Source organism: Variovorax sp. BGA-UO-ETr-C22 (assembly GCF_059567965.1).
Map to the genome: position 1 here is coordinate 381,081 of NZ_JCAQPA010000009.1, position 20,810 is coordinate 401,890.

Sequence of the window (20,810 nt, forward strand, 5' to 3'; positions counted from 1 at the left end):
AGGAGGCGGGCCCCCGGCCCGCTTGCGCCAACTAGCTGGGGCGCACGCGCCGTTGTGCGGCGGGGGCGGCGTCGAGGCTGCTGCCCGTGACCACCCAGTAGATGAAGATCAGCACCGCGCCGGCCGTGCCGAACACCGTGAGGCCCATGTAGCTGCCGCCCAGCGAGAGCGCGTCGACCGGGGCGGCCGCCGTGCAGATCATGCTGGCCGCGCTCATGCCCACGTAGTGCATGGTGCACACCGCCACGCCCATCACGGCGGCGGCGGCCACCTGGTGGCTCAGCTTGCGCAGGTTGAAGGCCAGCCACAGCGCCGCGGCGGCGGCCGTGATGGCGATGACCACCGACAGCGCGACCATGCTGAAGTCGAAGCTCATCGTGGCCCGCATGTTCATCGCGAACATGCCCATGTAGTGCATCACGCACACGCCCAGGCCCGCCAGCAGGCTGCCCGCCAGCCAGCCCGAGCGGCTGAACTTGGCGCGCCCGCCCGCCAGGTACAGCGCAATGCCCGAGATCAGGATGGCCGCCACCAGCGACACGATGGTCAGCGGCATGTTGTACGCGATGCCGAAGGGCAGCCGGTAGGCCAGCATGCCGATGAAGTGCATCGACCAGATGCCGATGCCCCCCAGCGCCACCGCGGCGCAGGCCACGATGGCCAGGTTGGGTTTGCCGTCGGCGCCGACCATGCGCCCGGCACAGATCAGGGCCACCAGCGAGCCGAAGAAGGAAATGACGAACGAAAGCGCGACCAGCCCCAGGGAGTATTCGGGCGATAGCACTTGGCCTACGACGAGTGGAGTCATGCGATGTCCCTTCGGAAAGAGCGCTTCGCAGACCCCGACTGCCCTATGCGATCGGAACGCTGCGACGCGTCCCGACCAGTTTGTAATATGTGTTTATAAAAGTAAACAGAAACTTGTACTAATTGTTACCCTGAATGACAGGCCGAATTCGATAGATCGAATTGTTCCTGTCGGCCGCCACGTAGACCGTGCCGTCGCGGCCCACGGCCACGCCCGTCACCACGTAGGGCGGGGGCAGGCCGGGCCCGGCGGCCAGGCCGATGGGCAGGTTCTCGGCGACGGTGCGGCGGGTGCCGGTGGCCGGGTCGATCTCGACCAGCCGGCGCGCCGCGCTCTCGGCCACGATGAAGCTGCCCCACGGCGTCTGGGCCAGGCCCTCGGGCAGCGCCAGCCCGTCGGCCACGGTGCGCAGCGGCGCGCTGGCGTCCAGCGGAATGCGCAGCAGCTTGCCGGCGGCCTCGGTCACGTAGAGCGCGCCGTCCTGGCCGACCACCAGTTGCACCGGGCCGTTCAGCCCGCTAGCCAGCACTGACTTCTCTGCAAACTTCGGCCCGCTGGCGCGGGTGATGCTGCCGGTGGCGAGCTCGGCGTAGATCACGCTGCCGTCGGGCATCGGCAGCGCGTCGAACGGCGCCTTCAGGCCGTGGATCGTTTCGACCGTCTTCAGGGTCTGTCGGTCGACCAGCTGCACCGAGCCCGTGAACCACGAGGTCAGCGCGAACAGCTTGGGCGACAGCCCGACCGCGAAGGGGTAGTCGAGCTCGGGGTCGCGCTGCATGCGGAACACGTCGCGCACCTCGCCGGTGCGCACATCGACCTGCCGGAAGCCGAAGACGTCGGCCACCCACAGGTCGTTGCCGTCGATCTTCAGGCCCGCGGGCACCGCCATCTTGCCGCTGGTGAGCGTGCGCAGTTCGCCGGTGGCGGGGTTGAAGGCCTGCACCTCGTTGTTGGCCATGTTGGAGACGTAGATCGTCCCGTCCGGCGCGATGGCCAGGTTGTCGAGCGACGGACGCAGCTGCTTGGCGACGGTCTTGCGGCCCGAGGCCAGGTCCACCTTCACCAGCTCGCCGCTGCGCGCATCGACCACCCACAGGTTGCCTTTGCCGTCGAGGTTGGCGGCGGCCGGGATCTTGAAGCCGTCGGCGATCACGGTCAGGTTGCCGTTCGCCGGGTCGATCTTCACGACCTGGCCCTTGAACCACAGCGGGCCGTAGAGCAGGCCGTCGGGCCCGACCTCGAAGCCGTTGAAGCCGCCCATGTCCTTCTTGATGAGCCGGGGCGGCTGCTTGCCTTCGCGGTCGATTTCCCACAGCGCGTCGCCCAGGAACACCTGCGAGGCGTAGAGCTTGCCGTTCTTGCGATCGAAGTCGAGCGAGTTCAGGCCGGGCAGGTCCTTGGCGAGCACGCGCAGCGGCGCGCTGTCGTTCTCGCGGTAGCGCAGCATGCCCATGAGGTAGTTGGTCCAGGCCAGCTCGCCCTTCGGGCCGACCGCGATGTCGTCGGCCTGGCCTTCGGGTGCGTCGATCAGCACCTTGGCGGCGCCGGTCTGGCGGTCGACCTCCCACAGCGTGTTGCCGAGCACGGAGCCCGCCAGCAGCCGGCCCTTCGCATCGATGGCCAGGCCGTGCACGCCCGCGAAGGCCGACGGGGCCACGAGCACCTCGGGCGCCGCCCAGGCGGCGGGGCGCTTGGGCGGTGGCGACAGCGAGCTGCAGGCGGCGAGCAGGGCGAGGGCGGCGGTCAGCGCGGCAGCGCGGATCGTGCGACGGGGCATGGCGATCTCCTCTGGGTTGGCGTTGTGACAGATGCGGCAGTGCGCCCGCAGTCTAGGAGCCGGAGGAGGTCGCGCAGTCGCTCGCGGGACAAGAGGCGGACTTTCGTCCGCTGCGGATAACCCGCAGCACCAGACGATGGTTCAGCCGCGCAGCAGCTGCGTCGCCGTGTGGATCAGCAGCCCGACCAGCCCACCCACCAGCGTGCCGTTGATGCGGATGAACTGCAGGTCGCGCCCGATGTGGCGCTCGAGCTCGTCGGTCATCTCGTGCGCGTTCCACTCGCCCACGCGCTCTTCGATGTAGCGGCGGATGTCCTCGCGGTAGCGCTCGATGGCCGCCGGCGCGGCGGCTTCGAGCTGCTCGTTGATCCAGGCACGGATCGCCGCATCGCTCTGCAACCGCTGGCCCAGCGCACCGGCCATCGACGCGATGCGCTGACGGATGGTCGAGTCGGGGCGCCCGAGGTCGTCGTGCAGCCAGCCCAGCAGCTCGCCCCACAGGCCGTGCAGGTAGTCGCCCAGCGCGGGGTGCGCAATGAGCTCGGCGCGGATCTGCTCGCCGCGCTGCTGGAATTCGGGGTCGAGCTTCAGGCGCACCACGAAGTCGTCCACGAAATGGTCGAAGCGCTTGCGCATCGGATGGTCGGGCTCGGCCGCCAGCTCGGCCAACGTGCGTGCGATGGCGGCCACGATCTTGCGCGTGGCGAGCTTGGCCGCCACCTGGTCCAGGCCGACATAGCGCAGCGTCTTGATCTCGCGCGCGATGGCCTCGGTGATGTGCGCCTGCACCTCGTCGCCGTCGAGCAGCTCGGCCACCTGCTGCAGCACGTCGTCGAGCAGCGCCTGGTGGCGCCCGCCGGCCGTGAGCGCATCGAGCGCCTGGCCGGTGAGGCGCGAGAGGTCGATCTTGGCCAGCCCGGCCGCGGCGGCGCGGCCCATGAAGTCGCGCACCCGTTCGTCGTCGAAGGCGGCCAGGCCGTAGCGCGTGGCGGCCACGCCCCATTCGCCGAGCCGCTCGCCGCTGGCGGGCCGGGCCAGCCACTCGGCGATGCGCCCCGCCGCATCGAACTGGCGCAGCTTGGCCAGCACCTGGGCGGTGCTCAGGAAGTTGTCGCAGATGAAGCCCGCGAGCTTGGCGCCGATGCGGTCCTTGTTGCTCGGGATGATCGCCGTGTGCGGAATCGGCAGGCCCAGCGGGTGGCGAAACAGCGCCACCACCGCGAACCAGTCGGCAATGGCGCCGACCATCGCAGCCTCGGCAAAAGCCGCCACGTAGCCCCAGGCCGGGTGCTGGCCGTGCAGCGCGCTGGCCAGCGCATACAGCGCCGCCGCCGCGCACAGCAGGCCGAGCGCGACGCGTTTCATGCGTTGCAGTGCGCCGCTGCCGTGGTCTTCAGCCAATGGTGTGCGAGGTCGCGAGGCGCTCCATGAACAGCTCGCAGCGCGCGAGCTGCTCAAGACTCACGAACTCGTCGGGCTGGTGCGCCTGCTCGATGCTGCCGGGGCCGCACACCACCGTGGGGATGCCGGCGTTCTTGAACAGGCCCGCTTCGGTGCCGAAGGCCACCAGCGTGGTGCGGTCTTCGCTGGCCAGGCGCTGCGCGAGCAGCGTGACCGGGTCGCCGGCCGCGCCCAGGAAGCTCGGGATCTCGCAGATCGTTTCGAACTTGAAGCCCGCGTCGGGCGCCACCTTCTTCATGGCGGGCTCGATGCTCGCGGCGTACGCCAGCACGTCGGACTGCATGCGCCTGGCGTCGGCCGTGGGCAGGTCGCGGAATTCGTAGCGGAACTCGGCGTCGCGCGGCACCACGTTGTCGGCGATGCCGCCGTGGAACTGGCCCACGCTGGCGGTGCTGAAGGGCACGTCGAAACCGTCGTAGCGCGGCTCGCTGCGCTCGAAGTCTTCGGCCATGTCGCGCACCTTGCCGATCACGCGCGCGGCCATCTCGATGGCGTTGACCGATTTCGGCGTGAGCGACGAATGCGCCTCCTTGCCGCGCACGCAGCACTTGTAGCGGTACACGCCCTTGTGCGCGATGGCCGGCACCATGCTCGTGGGCTCGCCCACGATGCAGGCCAGCGGCTTGATGCCGGCGTCGCGCATGTCGGCGATGAGTTCGCGCACGCCGAAGCAGCCGATTTCTTCTTCGTAGGTGAAGGCGAAGTGCACGGCGAAGGGCGCGTCGCCGTCGAGGAAGCGCTGGGCATTGGCCAGCGCGATCGCGATGTAGCTCTTCATGTCGGCCGAGCCGCGGCCGTACAGGCGCTCGTTCTGCACCACAGCCGACAGCGGGTCGACGCTCCAGGCCTGGCCGTCCCAGGGCACCGTGTCGGTGTGGCCCGAGAGGATCACGCCGGCCGGCTTGCCCTCGCCCAGCGTGGCGAACAGGTTCGCCTTGGTGCGCTCGGCGTTGTAGGTGATGCGGCTCTTCACGCCGAGGGCCGCGAGGTGCGCCTGGGCGAAGTCGATCAGCTCGAGGTTGCTGTTTGCGCTCACCGTGTTCATGCGAACCAAGGTTTGCGCCATCAAGAGGCTCTGGGGAGAAAGCGTGTGCTGCATGCAACAGATTGTCCGGGAAGTTGAACGCCCGCGCAGATGGGTATCGGCGTTGTCACGCGCAGCGGGTAGCCTGCCTCCTCTTTTTTCTTTGTTTGGATGGAGAAGACAACATGCGCATGTCCCTGCAGATCACCCTGACCGCCGCGGCCGCCCTGAGCCTGGCCGCCTGTGGCACCACCGGCCCGGCGGCGAACAAGCTGCTCACGCTGGACGGCAACCCGCCGCTGGTCATCGCCCACCGCGGCGCCTCGGGCTACCTGCCGGAACAGACGCTGGAGTCGTACGCGCGCGCCATCGAACTGGGCGCCGACGTCATCGAGATGGACCTGGTCTCCACCAAGGACGGCGTGCTCATCGCCCGCCACGACCCCAACCTGGCGATCAGCACCGACGTGGCCAAGCACGCGCGCTTCGCCTCGCGCAAGAAGACCATCCAGGTCGACGGCGAAACCCAGACCGGCTGGTTCAGCAACGACTTCACGCTGGCCGAGATCAAGACCCTGGGCGGCATCTCGACCGACCCCGAGCGCCCGCAGGAATTCAACGGCAAGTTCAAGGTCGTGACCTTCCAGGAGATCATCGATTTCGCCAAGGCCAAGTCGAAGGAAACCGGCCGCACCATCGCGATCTACCCGGAAACCAAGAACCCGACCTACTTCCGTGACCTGGGCATGCCCATGGAAGACAAGGTCATCGCCGCCATCAACGCCGCCGGCTGGAACAGCAAGACCGCGCCCATCTACGTGCAGTCCTTCGAGCCCGGCAGCCTCAAGTACATGAAGAGCAAGGGCCTGAACACCCGGCTCATCCAGCTGATCGACGGCGACGGCATCGACATGAAGACCGGCGCCATGACCTACGCCGTGCCGGTCGACCGCCCCTACGAGTGGACCAAGGCCGGCGACAAGCGCAACTTCGACGTCATGGTCACGCCCGCCGGGCTGGCCGAGATCAAGACCTACGCCGACGGCATCGGCCCCTGGAAGCGCTACATCGTGAGCGTCAAGGGCACCGTGGGCGCCGACGGCAAGGTGGTGGACGTCAACAAGGACGGCAAGATCAACGACGCCGACGCCACCTCGACGGCCCCCACCACGCTGATCGCCGACGCCCACAAGGCGGGCCTGTTCGTTCACCCCTTCACGTTCCGTAACGAGTCGCGCCGGCTCGCGTCCGACTACAACAAGGACGGCAAGAACGAATACGCGGTCTATTACAAGCTCGGCGTCGATGGCGTGTTCACCGACTTCACCGACACCGCGCTGGCCGCGCGCGCCGAGTACCTCAAGAGCATCGGCCGCTGAGGGTTTGCCCGGCACGGTCTTTGCGGCGCATTCCGCAAAGCCTAGACTGTGCCTTATGAAACTCATCGACTCGCTCGTCACGCAGGCGGCCGGCATCGCGGCCGTCCGGCGTGACCTTCATGCCCACCCTGAACTCTGTTTCGAAGAAGTCCGCACCGCCGACGTGGTGGCAGGCAAGCTCACCGAATGGGGCATCCCCATCCACCGCGGCCTGGGCACCACCGGCGTGGTCGGCATCGTCAAGAACGGCACCAGCACCCGCGCCGTCGGCCTGCGCGCCGACATGGACGCACTGCCCGTCACCGAGCTCAACACCTTCGCCCACGCCAGCCAGCACCACGGCAAGATGCACGCCTGCGGCCACGACGGCCACACGGCGATGCTGCTCGCGGCGGCCCAGCACCTGGCCAAGCACCGCAACTTCGACGGCACCGTCTACCTGATCTTCCAGCCGGCCGAAGAGGGCGGCGGCGGCGCGCGCGAGATGATCAAGGAAGGGCTGTTCGAGCAGTTCCCCATGGACGCCGTCTTCGGCATGCACAACTGGCCCGGCATGAAGGCCAGCCAGTTCGCCGTGAGCCCCGGCCCGGTCATGGCCTCGGGCAACAAGTTCCATGTGAACGTGGTCGGCAAGGGCGGCCACGCCGCGCTGCCGCAGACCGGCATCGACCCGGTGCCGATCGCCTGCGAGATCGTGCAGGCCTTCCAGACCATCCTCACGCGCAAGATGAAGCCGACCGATTCGGCGGTGATCTCGGTCACCACCATCCACGCCGGCGAGACCAACAACGTGATCCCCGACAACTGCGAGCTGTCGGGCACCGTGCGCACCTTCTCGCTCGAGGTGCTCGACATGATCGAGGCCAAGATGAAGCAGATCAGCGAGCACATCTGCGCCGCGCACGACGCCACCTGCGAGTTCCGCTTCGAGCGCTACTACCCGCCGACCATCAACACCGAGGCCGAGGCTGACTTCGCGCGCCGCGTGATGGGCGGGATCGTCGGCCCCGAGAACGTGCTCAAGCAGGAGGCCGCCATGACCTCGGAAGACTTCGCCTTCATGCTGCAGGCCAAGCCCGGCGCCTACGCCTTCATCGGCAACGGCGACGGCTCGCACCGCGACGTGCACCACGGCGAAGGCCCGTGCACGCTGCACAACGCCAGCTACGACTTCAACGACGACCTCATTCCGCTGGGCGCCACCTGCTGGGTGCAGATCGCCGAGCAGTTCCTCCAGCCCGGCGGCACCGCAGCATGATCGGCATCGGCGAGGCCTTTTCGCCGCGCTACGCCCAGGCGCGCCAGAAGTTCCTGCAGGGCTGCGTCAGCGCCGGCCTCACGGTCGAGCCGCACGCGCACCCGCTCAAGGGCCGCGACGGCGAAGAGCTGTCGATGGACGTGGCGCTCGACGGCGACGCCAACGCCAACGCCGAGCGGCTGCTTGTCGTCACCAGCGCCTGTCACGGCGTCGAGGGCCACTGCGGCAGCGGCGTGCAGGTGTTCGCGCTGCACGACGCCGAATGGCGCGAGAAGGCCAAGGCACAGGGCGTGGCGGTGCTGTACGTGCATGCGCTGAACCCGCACGGCTTTTCGTACGGCCGCCGCGTGACGCACGAGAACGTCGACCTGAACCGCAACTTCCTCGACTTCTCGAAGCCCGTGCCGGTGAACGAGCCCTACGCGAAGCTGCATCCGCTGCTGCTGCCCGACACCTGGCCGCCGACGCCGGACAACCAGGCCGCGATCGAGAAGTGGATCGACAAGCACGGCGCCACGGCCTACCAGGCGGCGGTGACCAGCGGCCAGTACCAGTTCGACGACGGTCTGTTCTTCGGCGGCAAGGCCCCGACCTGGAGCAACAAGACCATCCGCAGCGTGCTGCGCCGCCATGCAGGCCACGCGAAGCGCCTGGCCTGGATCGACCTGCACACGGGGCTCGGCCCCAACGGCCTGGGCGAACGCATCTTTGCCTGCCGCGACGACAAGGTGGCCTACGCCCGCGCCAACGCGTGGTGGGGCACGCCGGCGGCGCCCGTCACCTCGATCTACGACGGCTCCTCGACCTCGGCGCTGCTGCGCGGGCTGATGTGGGACGCCGTGTACGAAGAGTGCCCGCAGGCCGAGTACACCGGCATCGCGCTCGAATACGGCACGCTGCCGATGCTCGAAGTGACCGGCGCCCTGCGCGCCGACCACTGGCTGCACAAACACCCGGACGCACCGGCCGACCTGGCCGATGGCATCCGCGCGCGCATGGTGGAGGCGTTCTATACGGACTCCGACGCCTGGCGCGGCCAGATCGTGAGCCAGGCGCGGCAGGCGATGTTCCAGGCGGTGGACGGCCTTTCGGCCTGACCGCACCCCGAGAAACTAGGTCCGCACCCGCCCGTCCGCCGTCAGCATCGACAGCTCGACAAACTTCGAAGCCACGTGGCTCTTCGAAGAGAACGACACCTCGAAGCCGCCGAACTGCTGCCGCTCGATGCTTTCCAGCCCCGCGATCAGCCCGTCGCGCGTGCCCTTGCCGCCCGGTGCGCGGCGCAGGCCCTCGGTCAGCACCTTGGCGGCCAGGTAGCCTTCCATGCTCGAGAAATTGGCGCTCGCGCCGCCGCCCGCCTTGCGCACCGCCTCGGTGAACTCGCGCGCCAGCGCATTCGCCTGGTTGTAGGGCGAGGGCACCACCTGCGTGACCATCACGCCCGCGGCTTCCTTGCCCAGCTCGTCCGCCAGCGCCTGCGTGCCCACGAACGAGAGGTTGAAGAACACGCCGCCGTAGCCCGCCTTGCGCATCTCGCGAATGAACGCCGCGCAGGCCTTGTAGGCACCGACCTGCACCACCGCCGCCGGCTGGCTCGCCATGATCGTCTTCACGGCGGCGGCCACGTCGGCCGAGTTGCGCTCCACCGTGGCCAGCGCCACCGGCTTGAGTTCCTGCTGGGCCAGCGCCAGCGTCACGCCGTCGAGGCCGGCCTTGCCGTAGGCGTCGTTCTGGTAGAAGACCGCGATCTTCTTCATGCCCAGGTGGGTGAGCTGTTTCACCATCAATGCCGTCTCGTCGTTGTACGAAGCGCGCAGATGGAACACGTTGCGGTGAAAAGGCTCGCGCAGCGACATCGCGCCCGTGAACGGCGCGATGAACGGCACCTTGTCCTTCACCGCCAGCGGCAGCGCGGCCAGGCTGGTCGGCGTGCCGATGTAGCCGAACAGCGCGAACACGTCCTCGCCGATCAGCTTCTGCGTGTTGGCCGCGCAGCGGTCGGGCTCGTAGCCGTCGTCCAGGTTCTTGATGACCACGTCGCGCTGGCCCGGCTGGGCGTTGTACTGGTCCAGGAACAGCTTGGCGCCCTGGTGGAACTGGATGCCCAGCTGCGCGGCCGGCCCGGTGAATGGCGCCGACTGGCCCAGCACCAGCGGCGTGTCGCCCTGCGCCCGGGCGATGCCGAAGCCGCCCAGCGTGGCGGCGGCCGCCGTGGCGATCGAAAAATGCCTGCGATTCAATTGCATCGTCATGGTGAAATCCTCCCTCTGCCCTGTGTGTTGATACTCAAATTAGACTTGTCTGATGGCCCACGCAACGGATTCCCTCCTCGACACGCCCGACGCCTCCGCACCCTCCACGGTGCTGGGCGCCTGCCCGCACGATTGCCCCGACACCTGTGCGCTCGTCACCACCGTCAAGGACGGCGTGGCGGTGAAGCTGCAAGGCAACCCCGCCCACTCGCACACCGGCGGCGTGCTGTGCACCAAGGTGTCCCGGTACATCGAACGCAATGACCATGCCGAGCGGCTCGTGCAGCCCCTGAAACGCGTCGGTCCCAAGGGCAGCGGCCACTTCGAGCCCGTCTCGTGGGAGACGGCATTGGACGACATCGCCGCGCATCTTCGGGGATTGCAGTCGGAACCGGAAGCAATTCTCCCTTACAGCTATGCGGGCACCATGGGCCTGGTGCAGGGCGAATCAATGGACCGGCGCTTCTTCCACAAGCTGGGCGCCTCGCTGCTGGACCGCACTATCTGCTCGATGGCGGGCGGCGAGGCCATGGTCTACACGCTGGGCGCCAAGGTCGGCATGCGCATCGAGTTCTTTGCCGAAGCCAAGCTGATCCTCATCTGGGGCAGCAACTCCATCGCCAGCAACCTGCATTTCTGGCGCCACGCCCAGGCCGCCAAGCGCGCCGGCGCACGGCTGGTGTGCATCGACCCGCGCAAGACCGAAACCGCCGACAAGTGCGACGAGCACATCGCGCTGCTGCCCGGCACCGACGCCGCGCTGGCGCTGGCGCTCATGCACGAGCTCATCGTGCACGACTGGCTCGACCACGACTACATCGCCAACCACACGCTGGGCTGGGAGCAGCTGCGCGAGCGCGCGCTGCAATGGCCGCCGTCGCGCGCGGCCGAGGTCTGCGGCATTCCCGAGGCACAGATCGTGGCGCTGGCCCAGGCCTACGGCACGACCAAGCCGGCCGCGATCCGCCTGAACTACGGCATGCAGCGCGTGCGCGGCGGCGGCAACGCGGCGCGCGCCATCGCCTGCCTGCCGTCGCTGGTCGGCGCCTGGCGCGACCGCGCGGGCGGCCTGCTGCTCAGCAGCTCGGGCCACTACCCGGTCGACCGCGCCGCGCTGCAGCGCCCCGACCTGCTGGCCGGGCGCAAGCCGCGCACCATCAACATGAGCACCATCGGCGACGCGCTGCTCGACACCGCCAAGCCGGTGAAGGCCGTCGTGGTCTACAACAGCAACCCGGTCGCGGTGGCGCCCGAGTCGGCCAAGGTGGTGGCGGGCTTCGCGCGTGAAGACCTCTTCACCGTGGTGCTCGAGCAGTTCCGCACCGACACCGCCGACTACGCCGATTACCTGCTGCCCGCCACCACGCAGCTCGAGCACTGGGACATCCACTGCAGCTACGGCCACACCGACGTGCTGCTGAACCGCCCGGCCGTGGCGCGGCGCGGCGAGGCCCGCAGCAACGCCTGGGTGTTCCGCGAACTGGCGCGCCGCCTGGGCTTCGACGAGCCCTGCTTTTCGGAGAGCGACGAGTCGCTGTGCCGCACCGCCTTCGCCGAGAAAACGATCGACTTCGAGCAGCTGCGCGCGCAAGGCTTCACCAGCCTGAAGCTGGCCGAGGCGCCGTTCGCCGAAGGCACGTTCCCCACGCCTTCGGGCCGCTGCGAGTTCTTCAGCGAGCGCCTGCAGGCCATGGGCATGGACGGCCTGCCCGACCACGTGCCCAACTGGGAGCCGGCCGGCAGCTCGACCGAATTTCCGCTGGCCATGATCTCGCCGCCGGCGCGCAACTTCCTCAATTCGACCTTCGTCAACGTGACCAGCCTGCGCGCCATCGAGGTCGAGCCGCTGCTCGAGATCCACGCCGACGATGCCGCCGCGCGCGGCATCGAGGACGGCGCCACGGTGCGCGTGTTCAACCAGCGCGGCGAGCACCGCTGCCGCGCCGAGGTGTCGCGCCGCGCGCGCCAGGGCGTGGTGCACGGCATGGGCATCTGGTGGCGCAAGCTCGGCATGGACGGCACCAACGTCAACGAGCTGACCAGCCAGCGCCTGACCGACATCGGCCGGGGCCCGACCTTCTACGACTGCCTGGTGCAGGTCGAAAAGGCGTGATGCGACGGCTGCGCGCGCCCGCGCTGGCATTGGCCGGCGCGCTTTTCCTGACGGGCTGCGCCGACCTCGGCTACTACTGGCAATCGGCCAACGGCCACCTCGACATCCTGCGCGCGGCCAAGCCCGTGCCCGAATGGCTGGCCGATCCGGCCGTGGGCGCGCCGCTCAAGGCCAAGCTTGAGCTTGCCCAGCGCATCCGCCGTTTCGCATCGAGCGAACTCGGCCTGCCCGACAACGCGAGCTACACCTCGTATGCCGACCTGCATCGCCCCGCCGCCGTGTGGAACGTGGTGGCCGCGCCGCCGTACTCGCTCACGCTCAAGAGCTGGTGCTTCCCGGTCGCGGGCTGCGTGGGCTACCGCGGCTACTACGACGAGGCCGCCGCGAAAACCGAGGCCGAGGCGCAGAAGACGAATGGCCTCGAAGTGGCCGTGTACCCCGTGCCGGCCTACTCCACACTGGGCTGGATGAACTGGGCCGGCGGCGATCCGCTGCTGTCCACCTTCATCGGCTACCCCGAGGGCGAGCTGGCGCGCATCGTGTTCCACGAGCTGGCGCACCAGGTGCTCTATGTGCCGGGCGACACCGTGTTCAACGAGTCGTACGCTACGGCCGTCGAGCGCATCGGCGGCGCGATGTGGCTGCAGCGCGAAGCCGGCGAGGCGGCGCGCGCCGAGTACGCGCAGTTCAATGCGCAGCGGCAGGACTTCCGTGCGCTCGCGCTCAACACGCGCCGCGCGCTCACGCAGGTGTACGAATCGCCCGAAGCCAAGGCGAAGGACTGGGCGAAGGTCGAGGCGCAGAAGCAGGCCGCCATGGCCGACTTTCGCGAGCGCTACACCGCGCTGAAGGCCGCATGGACCGGCCCGCGCCAGAACGCCTACGACGGCTGGGTGGCGCGCGCCAACAACGCGGCCTTCGGTGCGCAGGGCGCCTACGACGACCTGGTGCCGGGCTTCGAAGCCCTGTTCGAACGCGAGGGCCGCGACTGGCCGCGCTTTTACACTGCGGTGCGGCGCATTGCCGCGCTGGCCACGACGGAGGAGCGCCGCAGCGCTCTGCAGGCCGTCACGGGTATCCTGCACACCCATGCGCGCCACGGCCGCACACACGACAACAACGGAGACGACGGTGCCTGACATCCAAATCGAACGCAACCACACGCTGGGCATTGCCGGCGCCCGCGAAGTCGCGCGCCAATGGGTGCATCAGGTCGAGCAGGACTACGGTCTGGAATGCACCTACACCGAGGGCACCGACTGCGACCGGGCCCAGTTCAGCCGCGCGGGCATCGACGGCACGGTGGAGGTCACAGCCGACACCTTCCGGCTCGAGGCGACGCTGGGTTTCCTGTTCAGCAGCTTCAGCGACCAGATCGAGCAGAAGATTTCGCGCAACCTCGACGCGCTGCTCGACGCGCCGCAGGGTGGCACCCGCTTCGCCTGAAGCGGAGGTTTTTCTTTTTCTTCAGGCGATGGTGTAGCCGCCATCGACCGGCAGCGCCACGCCGCTGACCATCGCCGCGCCGTCGGACAGCAGGAACAGGATCGGCGCGACCACTTCATCGACCTGCGCGAAACGTCCCAATGGAATGTTCTTGAGCGCCGCCGCGCTCTTGGCCGGGTCGGCCCATGCCTGCTCGGCCATGGGCGTGAGCGTGACGGTCGGGTTCACGCTGTTCACGCGGATGCCGTGCGGCCCGAACTCGAGGCACAGCGCGCGCGTGACGGCGTCCATGGCCGCCTTCGAGGCGCTGTAGCAAAGGTGCGCGTCGAGCGCGACCAGCGAGGCCTGGCTCGACACGTTGACGATGCTGCCGCGCACGCCGGCCGCGATCATGGCCCGGCCGCAGCGCGCGGCCACGAGCGCGGCGGCGCGTGCGTTGACGGCCATCACGGCGTCGAAGCTCCCGGCCTGCAGGTCGATGGCGCGCTCGATGCGCGTGGTGCCGGCGCAGTTCACTACGAGGTCGAAGGCGGGCAGCGGGGCGAGCGCCTCTTCCAATGCGGTGACGTCGGCCACGTCGAGTGCCAAGGGCGAGCAGCCGGACTCGGCCTGCAATGCCTTCAGCGCGTCGGCGTTGCGACCTACGGCTGTGACTTGTGCGCCTGAGTGGGCGAGCTGCGCTGCGACTGCGCGGCCGATGCCGCTGCTGGCGCCGGTCACGAGGGCGCGCTTGCCTGAGAAGTCGTAGGTGGGTGTCATGGTGTTCTGCTCATCAAAGGTTGTGGTTCAGGGCGCGTGCCCAGGCCACCGGGTACTTCCCTCCGCGAATGTCCCCCGGCCTGCGGCCTCCTCCTTGATTTCGCTGCGGGAAGCACCCAGTGTCCTGCGCACGGGACGTGCTGCTGGTGCCCGCCGATCAACAACCGCTGCTGACAACGATCACGCTGATGGGGTGCCTTGCGCAGCGAAATCAAGGAGGAGGGCGAGGCCCGGGGGACATTCGCGGAGCAAGGTGCCCCGTCGGCGGGATCGTGCCCCGGACAGGTGCGTCATCCCAACCGATGCATCGCATCACGCAACGCCGGGTACAGCGAGGTGTAGATCTCGAAGCGCTCCCGGTAGACCGCCTGCGCCGCAGGCTCGGGCCGCGCGCGTTCCACGAGCGTGACCCAGCCGCGTTCGGCGGTGGCCGCATCGACCAGCCCGGCACCGAGCGCTGCGAGCATCGCCGCGCCGAGGGCGGCCTCGACCTCTTCCTCGATCGTGAACACGCGGTAGCCCGTGACGTCCGCCACGATCTGCATCCACAGGTCCGAATGCGCGGCGCCGCCGACCACGATCAGGCGGTCGTCCAGCGGCTGGCCGCTGCGCCGGCCGGCCTCGATGTTGTGCTGCAGCGCGAAGCTCACGCCTTCGAGCACCGCGCGGTACAGGTGCGCGCGGCTGTGGGCGAGCGAGAGGCCGAGGAAGGCGCCCTTGGCCTGCGCGTCCCAGATCGGGCTGCGCTCACCCATCAGGTAGGGCAGGAAGACGAGGCCGTCGGCGCCGGGCGGCACGTCGACCGCGCGGCGTTCGATGAGGGCGTGCGCGTCTTCGCCGGTGCGCGCGGCCTCGGCCACTTCGGCCTGGCAGAAGGCTTCGCGAAACCAGGTGACGGCCGCGCCGGCCGTGATCGCACCGCCGAACACGTAGCTGCGGTCCGCGCCGCGGTACACGTGCGGCATGGTGATGAGCTGGTGGCGCGCGTCCACCGTCGGGCTCACGAAACCCCAGCACATGCTGGTGCCGATCATCGCGACATGGTCGCCGCTGCCGGTGACGCCCGCGCAGAAGGTGGCCACCGCCGCATCGACACCGCCGGCCATCAGTGGCATGCCTTCGCGCAGGCCCAGCTGCGCGGCCCACTCGGCGCTCAGGTGGCCCACCACCTCGCTCGATTCGACGAGCCGCGGCGGCATCATGCGCGCCGGGATGCCGAGCATGTCGAGCGCCTGCGTCGACCAGCGCCGCCGCGCCGCGTCGTACACGCCGCCGATGTTGCCGGCCGAGCTGTGATCGACCGCGAGTTGGCCCGTCAGCCGCCAGTTGATGTAGCTGTTGGGCGGCAGGAAGTGGTGCGTCTTCGCCCACACCTCGGGCCGGTGCTCGCGCAGCCACAGCATCTTCGTGAAGCCGTAGTAGCTGTCGACGCCGTTGCCCGTGATGGCCTGCAGCCGGGCCACGTCGCCCGTCGCGTTCACCGCGTCGACCTCGGCGGTGGCGCGGCGGTCCATCCAGATGAGGCAGGGGTGCAGCGGGCGCATGGCCTCGTCGACCGGGATGCCCGCGCCGCCGTAGAGGCTGCTCACGCACAGCGCGGCGATGTCTGTCGCGGCGATGCCGCTTTGCGCCACGCAGGCGCGCACGCTCTCGCACACGGCGTCGAACCAGACCTCGCAGTCCTGCTGCGCCCACAGCGGCTTCGGCGTCTCGGGCTGGTAGGCCACGCTGGCTTGCGCGTGGACCGTGCCGTCGATGCCGACCAACAGGCACTTGGTGCTTTGCGTGCCGATGTCGACGCCGATCACGTATTTCATGACGCAGCGCCCGGCGTGCGGGGCTCGGGCTTGAGCAGCACCTTGATCGAGTCGAGCGAGTTGGCCAGCGCGAAGGCGTGCTCCCACTCGGTCAGCGGAAAGTCGTGCGTCACGATGCCCTTCGACGTGACGAGCCCGCGTGCCAGCAGGTCGATGGCGACCGGGTAGCAGTACGGGCCCAGGTGCGCGCCGCGCACGTCGAGTTCCTTGCGGTCGCCGATGATCGACCAGTCGGCGCTCGTCTCCGAACCGAACACGCTGAACTCGACGAAGCGGCCGAGCTTGCGGATCATGTCCAGGCCCTGCGTCACGCCGATGGGCGCGCCGGTGGTCTCGATGTACACGTCGCAGCCGTAGCCTTCGGTGAGGCCCTTGACGAGGGCGTCGGCGTTTTCGGTCTTCGGGTTGATGACGACGTCGGCGCCGTACTGCTTCGCGAGTGCCAGGCGCTCGGGCACGAGGTCGATCACGATCAGCTTCTTGGGCGTCTTGAGTGCTGCCACCTGCGTCATCATCAGTCCCAGCGGGCCGGCGCCGGCGATCACCACCACGTCGTCGAGCTGGAGTTCGCCGCGGTTCACCGTGTGGATCGCGCACGCCAGCGGCTCGATGATGGCCGCGTCTTCCAGCGAGATGCCGTCGGGGATCTTGTGCACGCGCGAGGTCGGCGGCAGGCGCATGTAGTCGGCCATGCCGCCATCGGCCACGACGCGCTGGAAGCCGAAGATGTGGTGCACCTCGCACATCCAGTACTTGCCGCTGGTGCAGAAGCGGCACTTGCCGCAGGGCACGATCTGCTCGGCGATCACGCGGTCGCCTTTCTCCACGCCGAAGTGCTCGGCCGCGCCTTCGCCCAGCGCCTCGACGTAGCCGAAGAACTCATGGCCGGGAATGACCGGCGCCTTGACCCACGAGGGCTGGCCGTCGCCGCCCCAGAACATCTTCGCGCCTGAGTGGCACTTGCAGTCGGAGGCGCAGATGCCGCAGGCCGCGATGGAAATGAGCAGTTCGTTCGGGCCGATGACGGGCATCGCGACGGTCTCGAGCCGGTAGTCCTTCGGGCCGTGGCACACGACGGCCTGCATGGCGGCGAGTTCGCCGATGGCGCCCGTGGCGCCGGGTTGGAGCTTTTGATACGACATGGATTCCTTGAGATCAGGAGGGGTGCGAAGAAGCGGAGGAGAAGAGGTCAGCGGCGGGCTTCGCGGCTGATGAAGATCGCAAGGAGCACGATGCCGCCCTTGATGATCAGTTGCAGGTACGGCGAGACGCCGATCATGTTGAGACCGTTGTTGAGCACGGCCAGCAGCAGCGCGCCGACCAGCGTGCCCACGATGGCGCCGCGGCCGCCCGCGATGGACGTGCCGCCCATCACCACCGCCGCGATGGCGTCGAGCTCGAAGCCCACGCCCACGCCGGGCTGGCCGCTGGTGACGCGCGCGGCCTGCACGATGCCTGCGACAGCGGCCGTGAGGCCGCTGAGCACATACACCAGCAGCTTGTAGCGCGACACGCGCACGCCCGACAGCCGCGTGGCTTCCTCGTTGCCGCCGATGGCGTACACGTAGCGGCCGAAGGGCGCCATGTTGAGCAGCACGTAGGCCACGAGGTAGGTGGCCAGCATGATGAGGATCGGCACCTTCAGGCCCGCGAGCGTGCCGCTGCCCAGGAAGGCGAACGACTCGGGCAGCCCGTCGATCGGGTAGCCGCCGGTGTAGATCAGGGCGATGCCGCGCGCGATGCCCATGGTGGCCAGCGTCACGATGATCGGCGGCATGCGCAGGTAGGCCACGCAGTAGCCGTTGAACAGGCCGATCACCGCGCCCACGCCGAGACCGAGCGGCACGGCGAGCACGGGCGGCAGGCCGAAGTGCACCATCAGCCCCGAGGCCAGCGTGCCCGACAGCGCCACCACCGCGCCCACCGAGAGGTCGATGCCGCCCGTGAGGATCGCGGCCGTCATGCCCACCGCGATGATCGCGTTGATGGACGACTGCAGCGCGATGTTCTGCAGGTTGCTCACCGAAAGGAAGTTGTCGGTCGCCACGATCATGAAGACCGAGATGGCGATGAGCCCGACCAGCGGCAGGAAGGCCGTGGAGCGGCGCAGCTGCGTGAAGAACCCGCCCGCGGGCACGGGCGGCGTGGGATGGGTGGCGGTGGCAGTCATGAGGGGCTTCCGGAGGAAGAGGGAAGGGAGGGAGAAGACGACGTCGCGTGGCGCATGATTTCGCCCGCGTTGATCGCGTCGCCCGTGAGCGTGGCCACGATGGCGCCGCCCGAGAAAACGGCGACGCGATCGCACAGGCCGACGATCTCGGGCAGCTCGCTGGAGATCATCAGGATCGACTTTCCCTGGCGCGTGAGTTCGCGCATCAGCTGGTAGATCTCGGCCTTGGCGCCCACGTCGATGCCGCGCGTGGGCTCGTCGAAGATCAGCACATCGCAGTCGTGGCCGAGCCAGCGCGCGATCACCACCTTCTGCTGGTTGCCGCCCGACAGCGTGGCCACGCGGGTGTCGATGCCCGGCGCCTTCACGCCCACGCGGCGCGAGAGTTCATCGGCCGCGCGTTTCTCGGAAGTCGTGTCGACCACGCCCGCGCGGCGGTGTCGCCCGAGGTTGTTCAGCGAGATGTTGAAGCGGATCGTGAAGTCGGTGATCAGCCCTTCGACCTTGCGGCTTTCGGGCAGCAGGCCGATGCCGTGCGCGAGCGCCTGCGTCGGGTCGTCCAGGCGCACGGGCTGGCCGTTGCGCAGCACCGTCTTGCGGTGCGCGCGGTCGGCGCCCATCATGCCCAGCGCGAGTTCGGTGCGTCCCGAGCCCACCAGCCCCGCGAAGCCGAGGATCTCGCCCGCGTGCAGGTCGAAGCGGTTGACCGGGCCGTCCTTCACGAGCTGGATCTCGGGCACCTCAAGCACCTTGCGGCCGTTCGGCGCGGGCTGCGGCTTGGGCGGAAAGCTCTGTTCGATGCGTCGGCCCACCATCATCTCGACCAGCGCGTCCACGGTCGTGGCGGCCACGTCGGCATGCCCGGCGTTGGCGCCGTCGCGCAGCACGCTGATGCGGTCGCAGACCTCGAAGATTTCATCGAGGTGGTGCGAGATGAAGATCATCGCCACGCCCTTGGCGCGCAGCGCGCGCATCACCTTGAACAGGTGCTCCGCCTCATTGGGCGTGAGCGTGGCGGTGGGTTCGTCGAGCACCAGCAGCCGCGCCTTCAACGACAGCGCCTTGCCGATCTCGACGAACTGCTGCTGCGCCACCGAGAGCTGGCAGATCGGCACGCGGAGGTCGATCTGCACGCCCAGCTCGTCGAACACGGCGCGGGCCTCGCGCTGCATCGCCGCCTGGTCCATGAGGCCGAAGCGGTTCGTGAGGTAGCGGCCCAGGAAGATGTTCTCCACCGCGTTCAGGTACGGCACCAGGCTGAACTCCTGGAAGATGATGCCGATGCCCGCCGCGATGGCGTCGCCGTAGCCGGCGAAGTGGCACTCGGTGCCATCGATGACGATGCGGCCTTCGTCGGCCCGGTGGATGCCGCCGAGGATCTTCATCAGCGTCGACTTGCCCGCGCCGTTCTCGCCGAGCAGCGCGTGCACCTCGCCGTGGCGCACCGAGAGGTCGATGTTCGACAGGGCCTTCACGCCCGGAAAGCGCTTGGACACGCCCTCGAGCCGGAGCATCTCCCGGGGTGGTTCGTACGTGACGGTCACGGGCGGCGCGTCCGGCAACTTACCAGCTGAAGGTCTTGGCGCCTTCGGCGTCGATGAGCTTCACGTCGACCGGCACGGCCGCGGGCACGTTGGCGCCCCACTTCTTGGCCAGCGCGATGCCGATGGCCAGGCGGATCTGGTCGCGCGGGTACTGCGCGGTGGTGGCGATGAACTTCGAGCCCGCCTTCTGCATCGCCTTGATGGCTTCGGGCGCGCCGTCGACGCTGGTGAGCTTCACGTCCTTGCCGCTGGCCTCGATGGCGGCGAGCGCGCCCATCGAGCCGCCGTCGTTCACGCTGAACACGCCCTTGAGGTTCTTGTTGGCCTGCAGGATGTTCTCGGTCACGGTGAGCGCGGTGGCGCGCTCCTGCTTGCCGCTCACGACCTTGATGCCGGGGTACTTGGCCAGCGCCTCGCGGCAGCCCTTCACGCGCTCCAGGATCGGCACGACCGGGATGCCGTCGAGGATGGCCACGTCGCCCTTCTCGCCGATGTTCTTCGCCAGGTACTCGCAGGCCAGGCGGCCGGCGTCGAGGTTCTTGGAGCCCACGAACGAATCGACCGGGCCCTGCGCGTTGGCATCGACCGCCACCACGATCACGCCGGCCTTCTTGGCCGAGCGCACCGCCGACTGCACGCCGGCCGAGTCGGTCGGGTTCAGCAGCAGGATGTCGATCTTCTTCTGGATCATGTCTTCCACGTCGCCGATCTGCTTGGCCACGTCGTGGCGCGCATCGGTGGTGACCACGGTGGCGCCGATGCTGGCGGCGGCTTCTTCCAGGGCCTGCTTCATGGTCACGAAGTAGGGGTTGTTCAGTTCCTGGAAAGTCATGCCGATGCGCAGCGGCTGCTTGGGCGCCTGTGCCAGCGCGGCGGTGGTGCCGCAGGCCAGGGCGGCGACGAGGGCGGTGGCTTTGAGAAGGCTCTTCATTGGGTTGTCTCCTTGAGGTTGGTTGTGTGACGGTCTGCAAAAAACGCGGGCAAAGGGGCGCCCTGCGCGGC

Annotated in this window: 17 protein-coding genes; 6 read left to right on the forward strand and 11 right to left on the reverse strand. The window is 68.7% G+C overall.

Translation table 11 applies throughout. From position 1 onward, the window contains the following. Window positions 1-31: 31 nt before the first annotated feature. The 4 genes from AC57B8_RS11370 to argE form a co-directional block, all read right to left on the reverse strand. A complete protein-coding gene (locus AC57B8_RS11370) occupies window positions 32-808 on the reverse strand; it encodes an MHYT domain-containing protein (RefSeq protein WP_062472795.1) in 777 nt (258 codons plus the stop codon). A gap of 118 nt (window positions 809-926) precedes the next feature. Next, window positions 927-2,585: a Vgb family protein gene (locus AC57B8_RS11375; RefSeq protein WP_496479658.1), complete on the reverse strand. Its 1,659-nt coding sequence runs from the start codon at window positions 2,583-2,585 to the stop codon at window positions 927-929. 141 nt (window positions 2,586-2,726) lie between these two features. Next, a complete protein-coding gene (locus AC57B8_RS11380; RefSeq protein ID WP_496479659.1) occupies window positions 2,727-3,986 on the reverse strand; it encodes a DUF445 domain-containing protein in 1,260 nt (419 codons plus the stop codon). Beyond that, window positions 3,979-5,145: an acetylornithine deacetylase gene (argE, locus tag AC57B8_RS11385; RefSeq protein WP_070063454.1), complete on the reverse strand. Its 1,167-nt coding sequence runs from the start codon at window positions 5,143-5,145 to the stop codon at window positions 3,979-3,981. The genes AC57B8_RS11380 and argE overlap by 8 nt, the downstream gene beginning before the upstream one ends. Window positions 5,146-5,255: 110 nt before the next feature. Between argE and AC57B8_RS11390 the strand changes: the two genes are divergently transcribed. The 3 genes from AC57B8_RS11390 to AC57B8_RS11400 are packed head-to-tail and all read left to right on the forward strand — an operon-like array spanning window position 5,256 to window position 8,804. Continuing rightward, entirely contained in the window at window positions 5,256-6,449 is a 1,194-nt protein-coding gene (locus tag AC57B8_RS11390; RefSeq protein ID WP_307636149.1) for a glycerophosphodiester phosphodiesterase, read from the forward strand. A gap of 55 nt (window positions 6,450-6,504) precedes the next feature. Next, window positions 6,505-7,707 carry a M20 aminoacylase family protein gene (locus tag AC57B8_RS11395; protein ID WP_496479660.1) on the forward strand — a complete coding sequence of 401 codons (1,203 nt, stop codon included), beginning with the start codon at window positions 6,505-6,507 and terminating at the stop codon, window positions 7,705-7,707. Further along, the gene (locus tag AC57B8_RS11400) at window positions 7,704-8,804 is read left to right on the forward strand and encodes a M14 family metallopeptidase (RefSeq protein WP_496479661.1); all 1,101 of its coding nucleotides are present in this window, start codon (window positions 7,704-7,706) and stop codon (window positions 8,802-8,804) included. The genes AC57B8_RS11395 and AC57B8_RS11400 overlap by 4 nt, the downstream gene beginning before the upstream one ends. A gap of 15 nt (window positions 8,805-8,819) precedes the next feature. Here the strand turns inward: AC57B8_RS11400 and AC57B8_RS11405 are convergent, their stop codons facing one another. After that, window positions 8,820-9,953 carry an ABC transporter substrate-binding protein gene (locus AC57B8_RS11405; protein WP_082818036.1) on the reverse strand — a complete coding sequence of 378 codons (1,134 nt, stop codon included), beginning with the start codon at window positions 9,951-9,953 and terminating at the stop codon, window positions 8,820-8,822. 58 nt (window positions 9,954-10,011) lie between these two features. Here AC57B8_RS11405 and AC57B8_RS11410 point away from each other — a divergent pair, with 58 nt between their 5' ends. The 3 genes from AC57B8_RS11410 to AC57B8_RS11420 are packed head-to-tail and all read left to right on the forward strand — an operon-like array spanning window position 10,012 to window position 13,518. Beyond that, on the forward strand, window positions 10,012-12,072 hold the full coding sequence (locus tag AC57B8_RS11410) for a molybdopterin-containing oxidoreductase family protein (protein WP_496479662.1): 2,061 nt from the start codon (window positions 10,012-10,014) through the stop codon (window positions 12,070-12,072). Next, window positions 12,072-13,211, forward strand: coding sequence for an aminopeptidase (locus AC57B8_RS11415; protein ID WP_496479663.1), 1,140 nt, complete (start codon window positions 12,072-12,074; stop codon window positions 13,209-13,211). The genes AC57B8_RS11410 and AC57B8_RS11415 overlap by 1 nt, the downstream gene beginning before the upstream one ends. After that, window positions 13,204-13,518: a polyhydroxyalkanoic acid system family protein gene (locus AC57B8_RS11420; protein ID WP_062476134.1), complete on the forward strand. Its 315-nt coding sequence runs from the start codon at window positions 13,204-13,206 to the stop codon at window positions 13,516-13,518. The genes AC57B8_RS11415 and AC57B8_RS11420 overlap by 8 nt, the downstream gene beginning before the upstream one ends. A gap of 21 nt (window positions 13,519-13,539) precedes the next feature. Here the strand turns inward: AC57B8_RS11420 and AC57B8_RS11425 are convergent, their stop codons facing one another. From AC57B8_RS11425 to AC57B8_RS11450, 6 genes are all read right to left on the reverse strand, one after another. Further along, complete coding sequence (locus tag AC57B8_RS11425; RefSeq protein ID WP_496479664.1) at window positions 13,540-14,277, reverse strand: SDR family oxidoreductase; 738 nt, start codon at window positions 14,275-14,277, stop codon at window positions 13,540-13,542. A gap of 290 nt (window positions 14,278-14,567) precedes the next feature. Beyond that, complete coding sequence (locus AC57B8_RS11430) at window positions 14,568-16,094, reverse strand: FGGY-family carbohydrate kinase (protein WP_496479665.1); 1,527 nt, start codon at window positions 16,092-16,094, stop codon at window positions 14,568-14,570. After that, window positions 16,091-17,236, reverse strand: coding sequence for an alcohol dehydrogenase catalytic domain-containing protein (locus AC57B8_RS11435; protein WP_496479666.1), 1,146 nt, complete (start codon window positions 17,234-17,236; stop codon window positions 16,091-16,093). The genes AC57B8_RS11430 and AC57B8_RS11435 overlap by 4 nt, the downstream gene beginning before the upstream one ends. Window positions 17,237-17,283: 47 nt before the next feature. Beyond that, window positions 17,284-18,264 (reverse strand): ABC transporter permease subunit, encoded by a 981-nt coding sequence (locus AC57B8_RS11440; RefSeq protein ID WP_495273052.1) that lies wholly within the window; start codon window positions 18,262-18,264, stop codon window positions 17,284-17,286. Continuing rightward, window positions 18,261-19,778 (reverse strand): sugar ABC transporter ATP-binding protein, encoded by a 1,518-nt coding sequence (locus tag AC57B8_RS11445; protein ID WP_496479861.1) that lies wholly within the window; start codon window positions 19,776-19,778, stop codon window positions 18,261-18,263. Before AC57B8_RS11445 ends, AC57B8_RS11440 begins: the two co-directional genes overlap by 4 nt. A 49-nt stretch (window positions 19,779-19,827) precedes the next feature. Beyond that, window positions 19,828-20,739: an ABC transporter substrate-binding protein gene (locus AC57B8_RS11450; RefSeq protein ID WP_496479667.1), complete on the reverse strand. Its 912-nt coding sequence runs from the start codon at window positions 20,737-20,739 to the stop codon at window positions 19,828-19,830. Window positions 20,740-20,810: the final 71 nt, after the last annotated feature.

Bases quoted from the DNA above. Each gene is read 5' to 3' on its own strand.
- AC57B8_RS11410 (WP_496479662.1), top strand. From the start codon at position 10,012: ATGGCCCACGCAACGGATTCCCTCCTCGACACGCCCGACGCCTCCGCA.
- AC57B8_RS11390 (WP_307636149.1), top strand. From the start codon at position 5,256: ATGCGCATGTCCCTGCAGATCACCCTGACCGCCGCGGCCGCCCTGAGC.
- AC57B8_RS11370 (WP_062472795.1), bottom strand. From the start codon at position 808: ATGACTCCACTCGTCGTAGGCCAAGTGCTATCGCCCGAATACTCCCTG.
- AC57B8_RS11400 (WP_496479661.1), top strand. From the start codon at position 7,704: ATGATCGGCATCGGCGAGGCCTTTTCGCCGCGCTACGCCCAGGCGCGC.
- AC57B8_RS11375 (WP_496479658.1), bottom strand. From the start codon at position 2,585: ATGCCCCGTCGCACGATCCGCGCTGCCGCGCTGACCGCCGCCCTCGCC.
- AC57B8_RS11445 (WP_496479861.1), bottom strand. From the start codon at position 19,778: ATGCTCCGGCTCGAGGGCGTGTCCAAGCGCTTTCCGGGCGTGAAGGCC.
- AC57B8_RS11405 (WP_082818036.1), bottom strand. From the start codon at position 9,953: ATGCAATTGAATCGCAGGCATTTTTCGATCGCCACGGCGGCCGCCGCC.
- AC57B8_RS11415 (WP_496479663.1), top strand. From the start codon at position 12,072: ATGCGACGGCTGCGCGCGCCCGCGCTGGCATTGGCCGGCGCGCTTTTC.
- AC57B8_RS11425 (WP_496479664.1), bottom strand. From the start codon at position 14,277: ATGACACCCACCTACGACTTCTCAGGCAAGCGCGCCCTCGTGACCGGC.
- AC57B8_RS11430 (WP_496479665.1), bottom strand. From the start codon at position 16,094: ATGAAATACGTGATCGGCGTCGACATCGGCACGCAAAGCACCAAGTGC.
- argE (WP_070063454.1), bottom strand. From the start codon at position 5,145: ATGCAGCACACGCTTTCTCCCCAGAGCCTCTTGATGGCGCAAACCTTG.
- AC57B8_RS11395 (WP_496479660.1), top strand. From the start codon at position 6,505: ATGAAACTCATCGACTCGCTCGTCACGCAGGCGGCCGGCATCGCGGCC.
- AC57B8_RS11440 (WP_495273052.1), bottom strand. From the start codon at position 18,264: ATGACTGCCACCGCCACCCATCCCACGCCGCCCGTGCCCGCGGGCGGG.
- AC57B8_RS11450 (WP_496479667.1), bottom strand. From the start codon at position 20,739: ATGAAGAGCCTTCTCAAAGCCACCGCCCTCGTCGCCGCCCTGGCCTGC.
- AC57B8_RS11435 (WP_496479666.1), bottom strand. From the start codon at position 17,236: ATGTCGTATCAAAAGCTCCAACCCGGCGCCACGGGCGCCATCGGCGAA.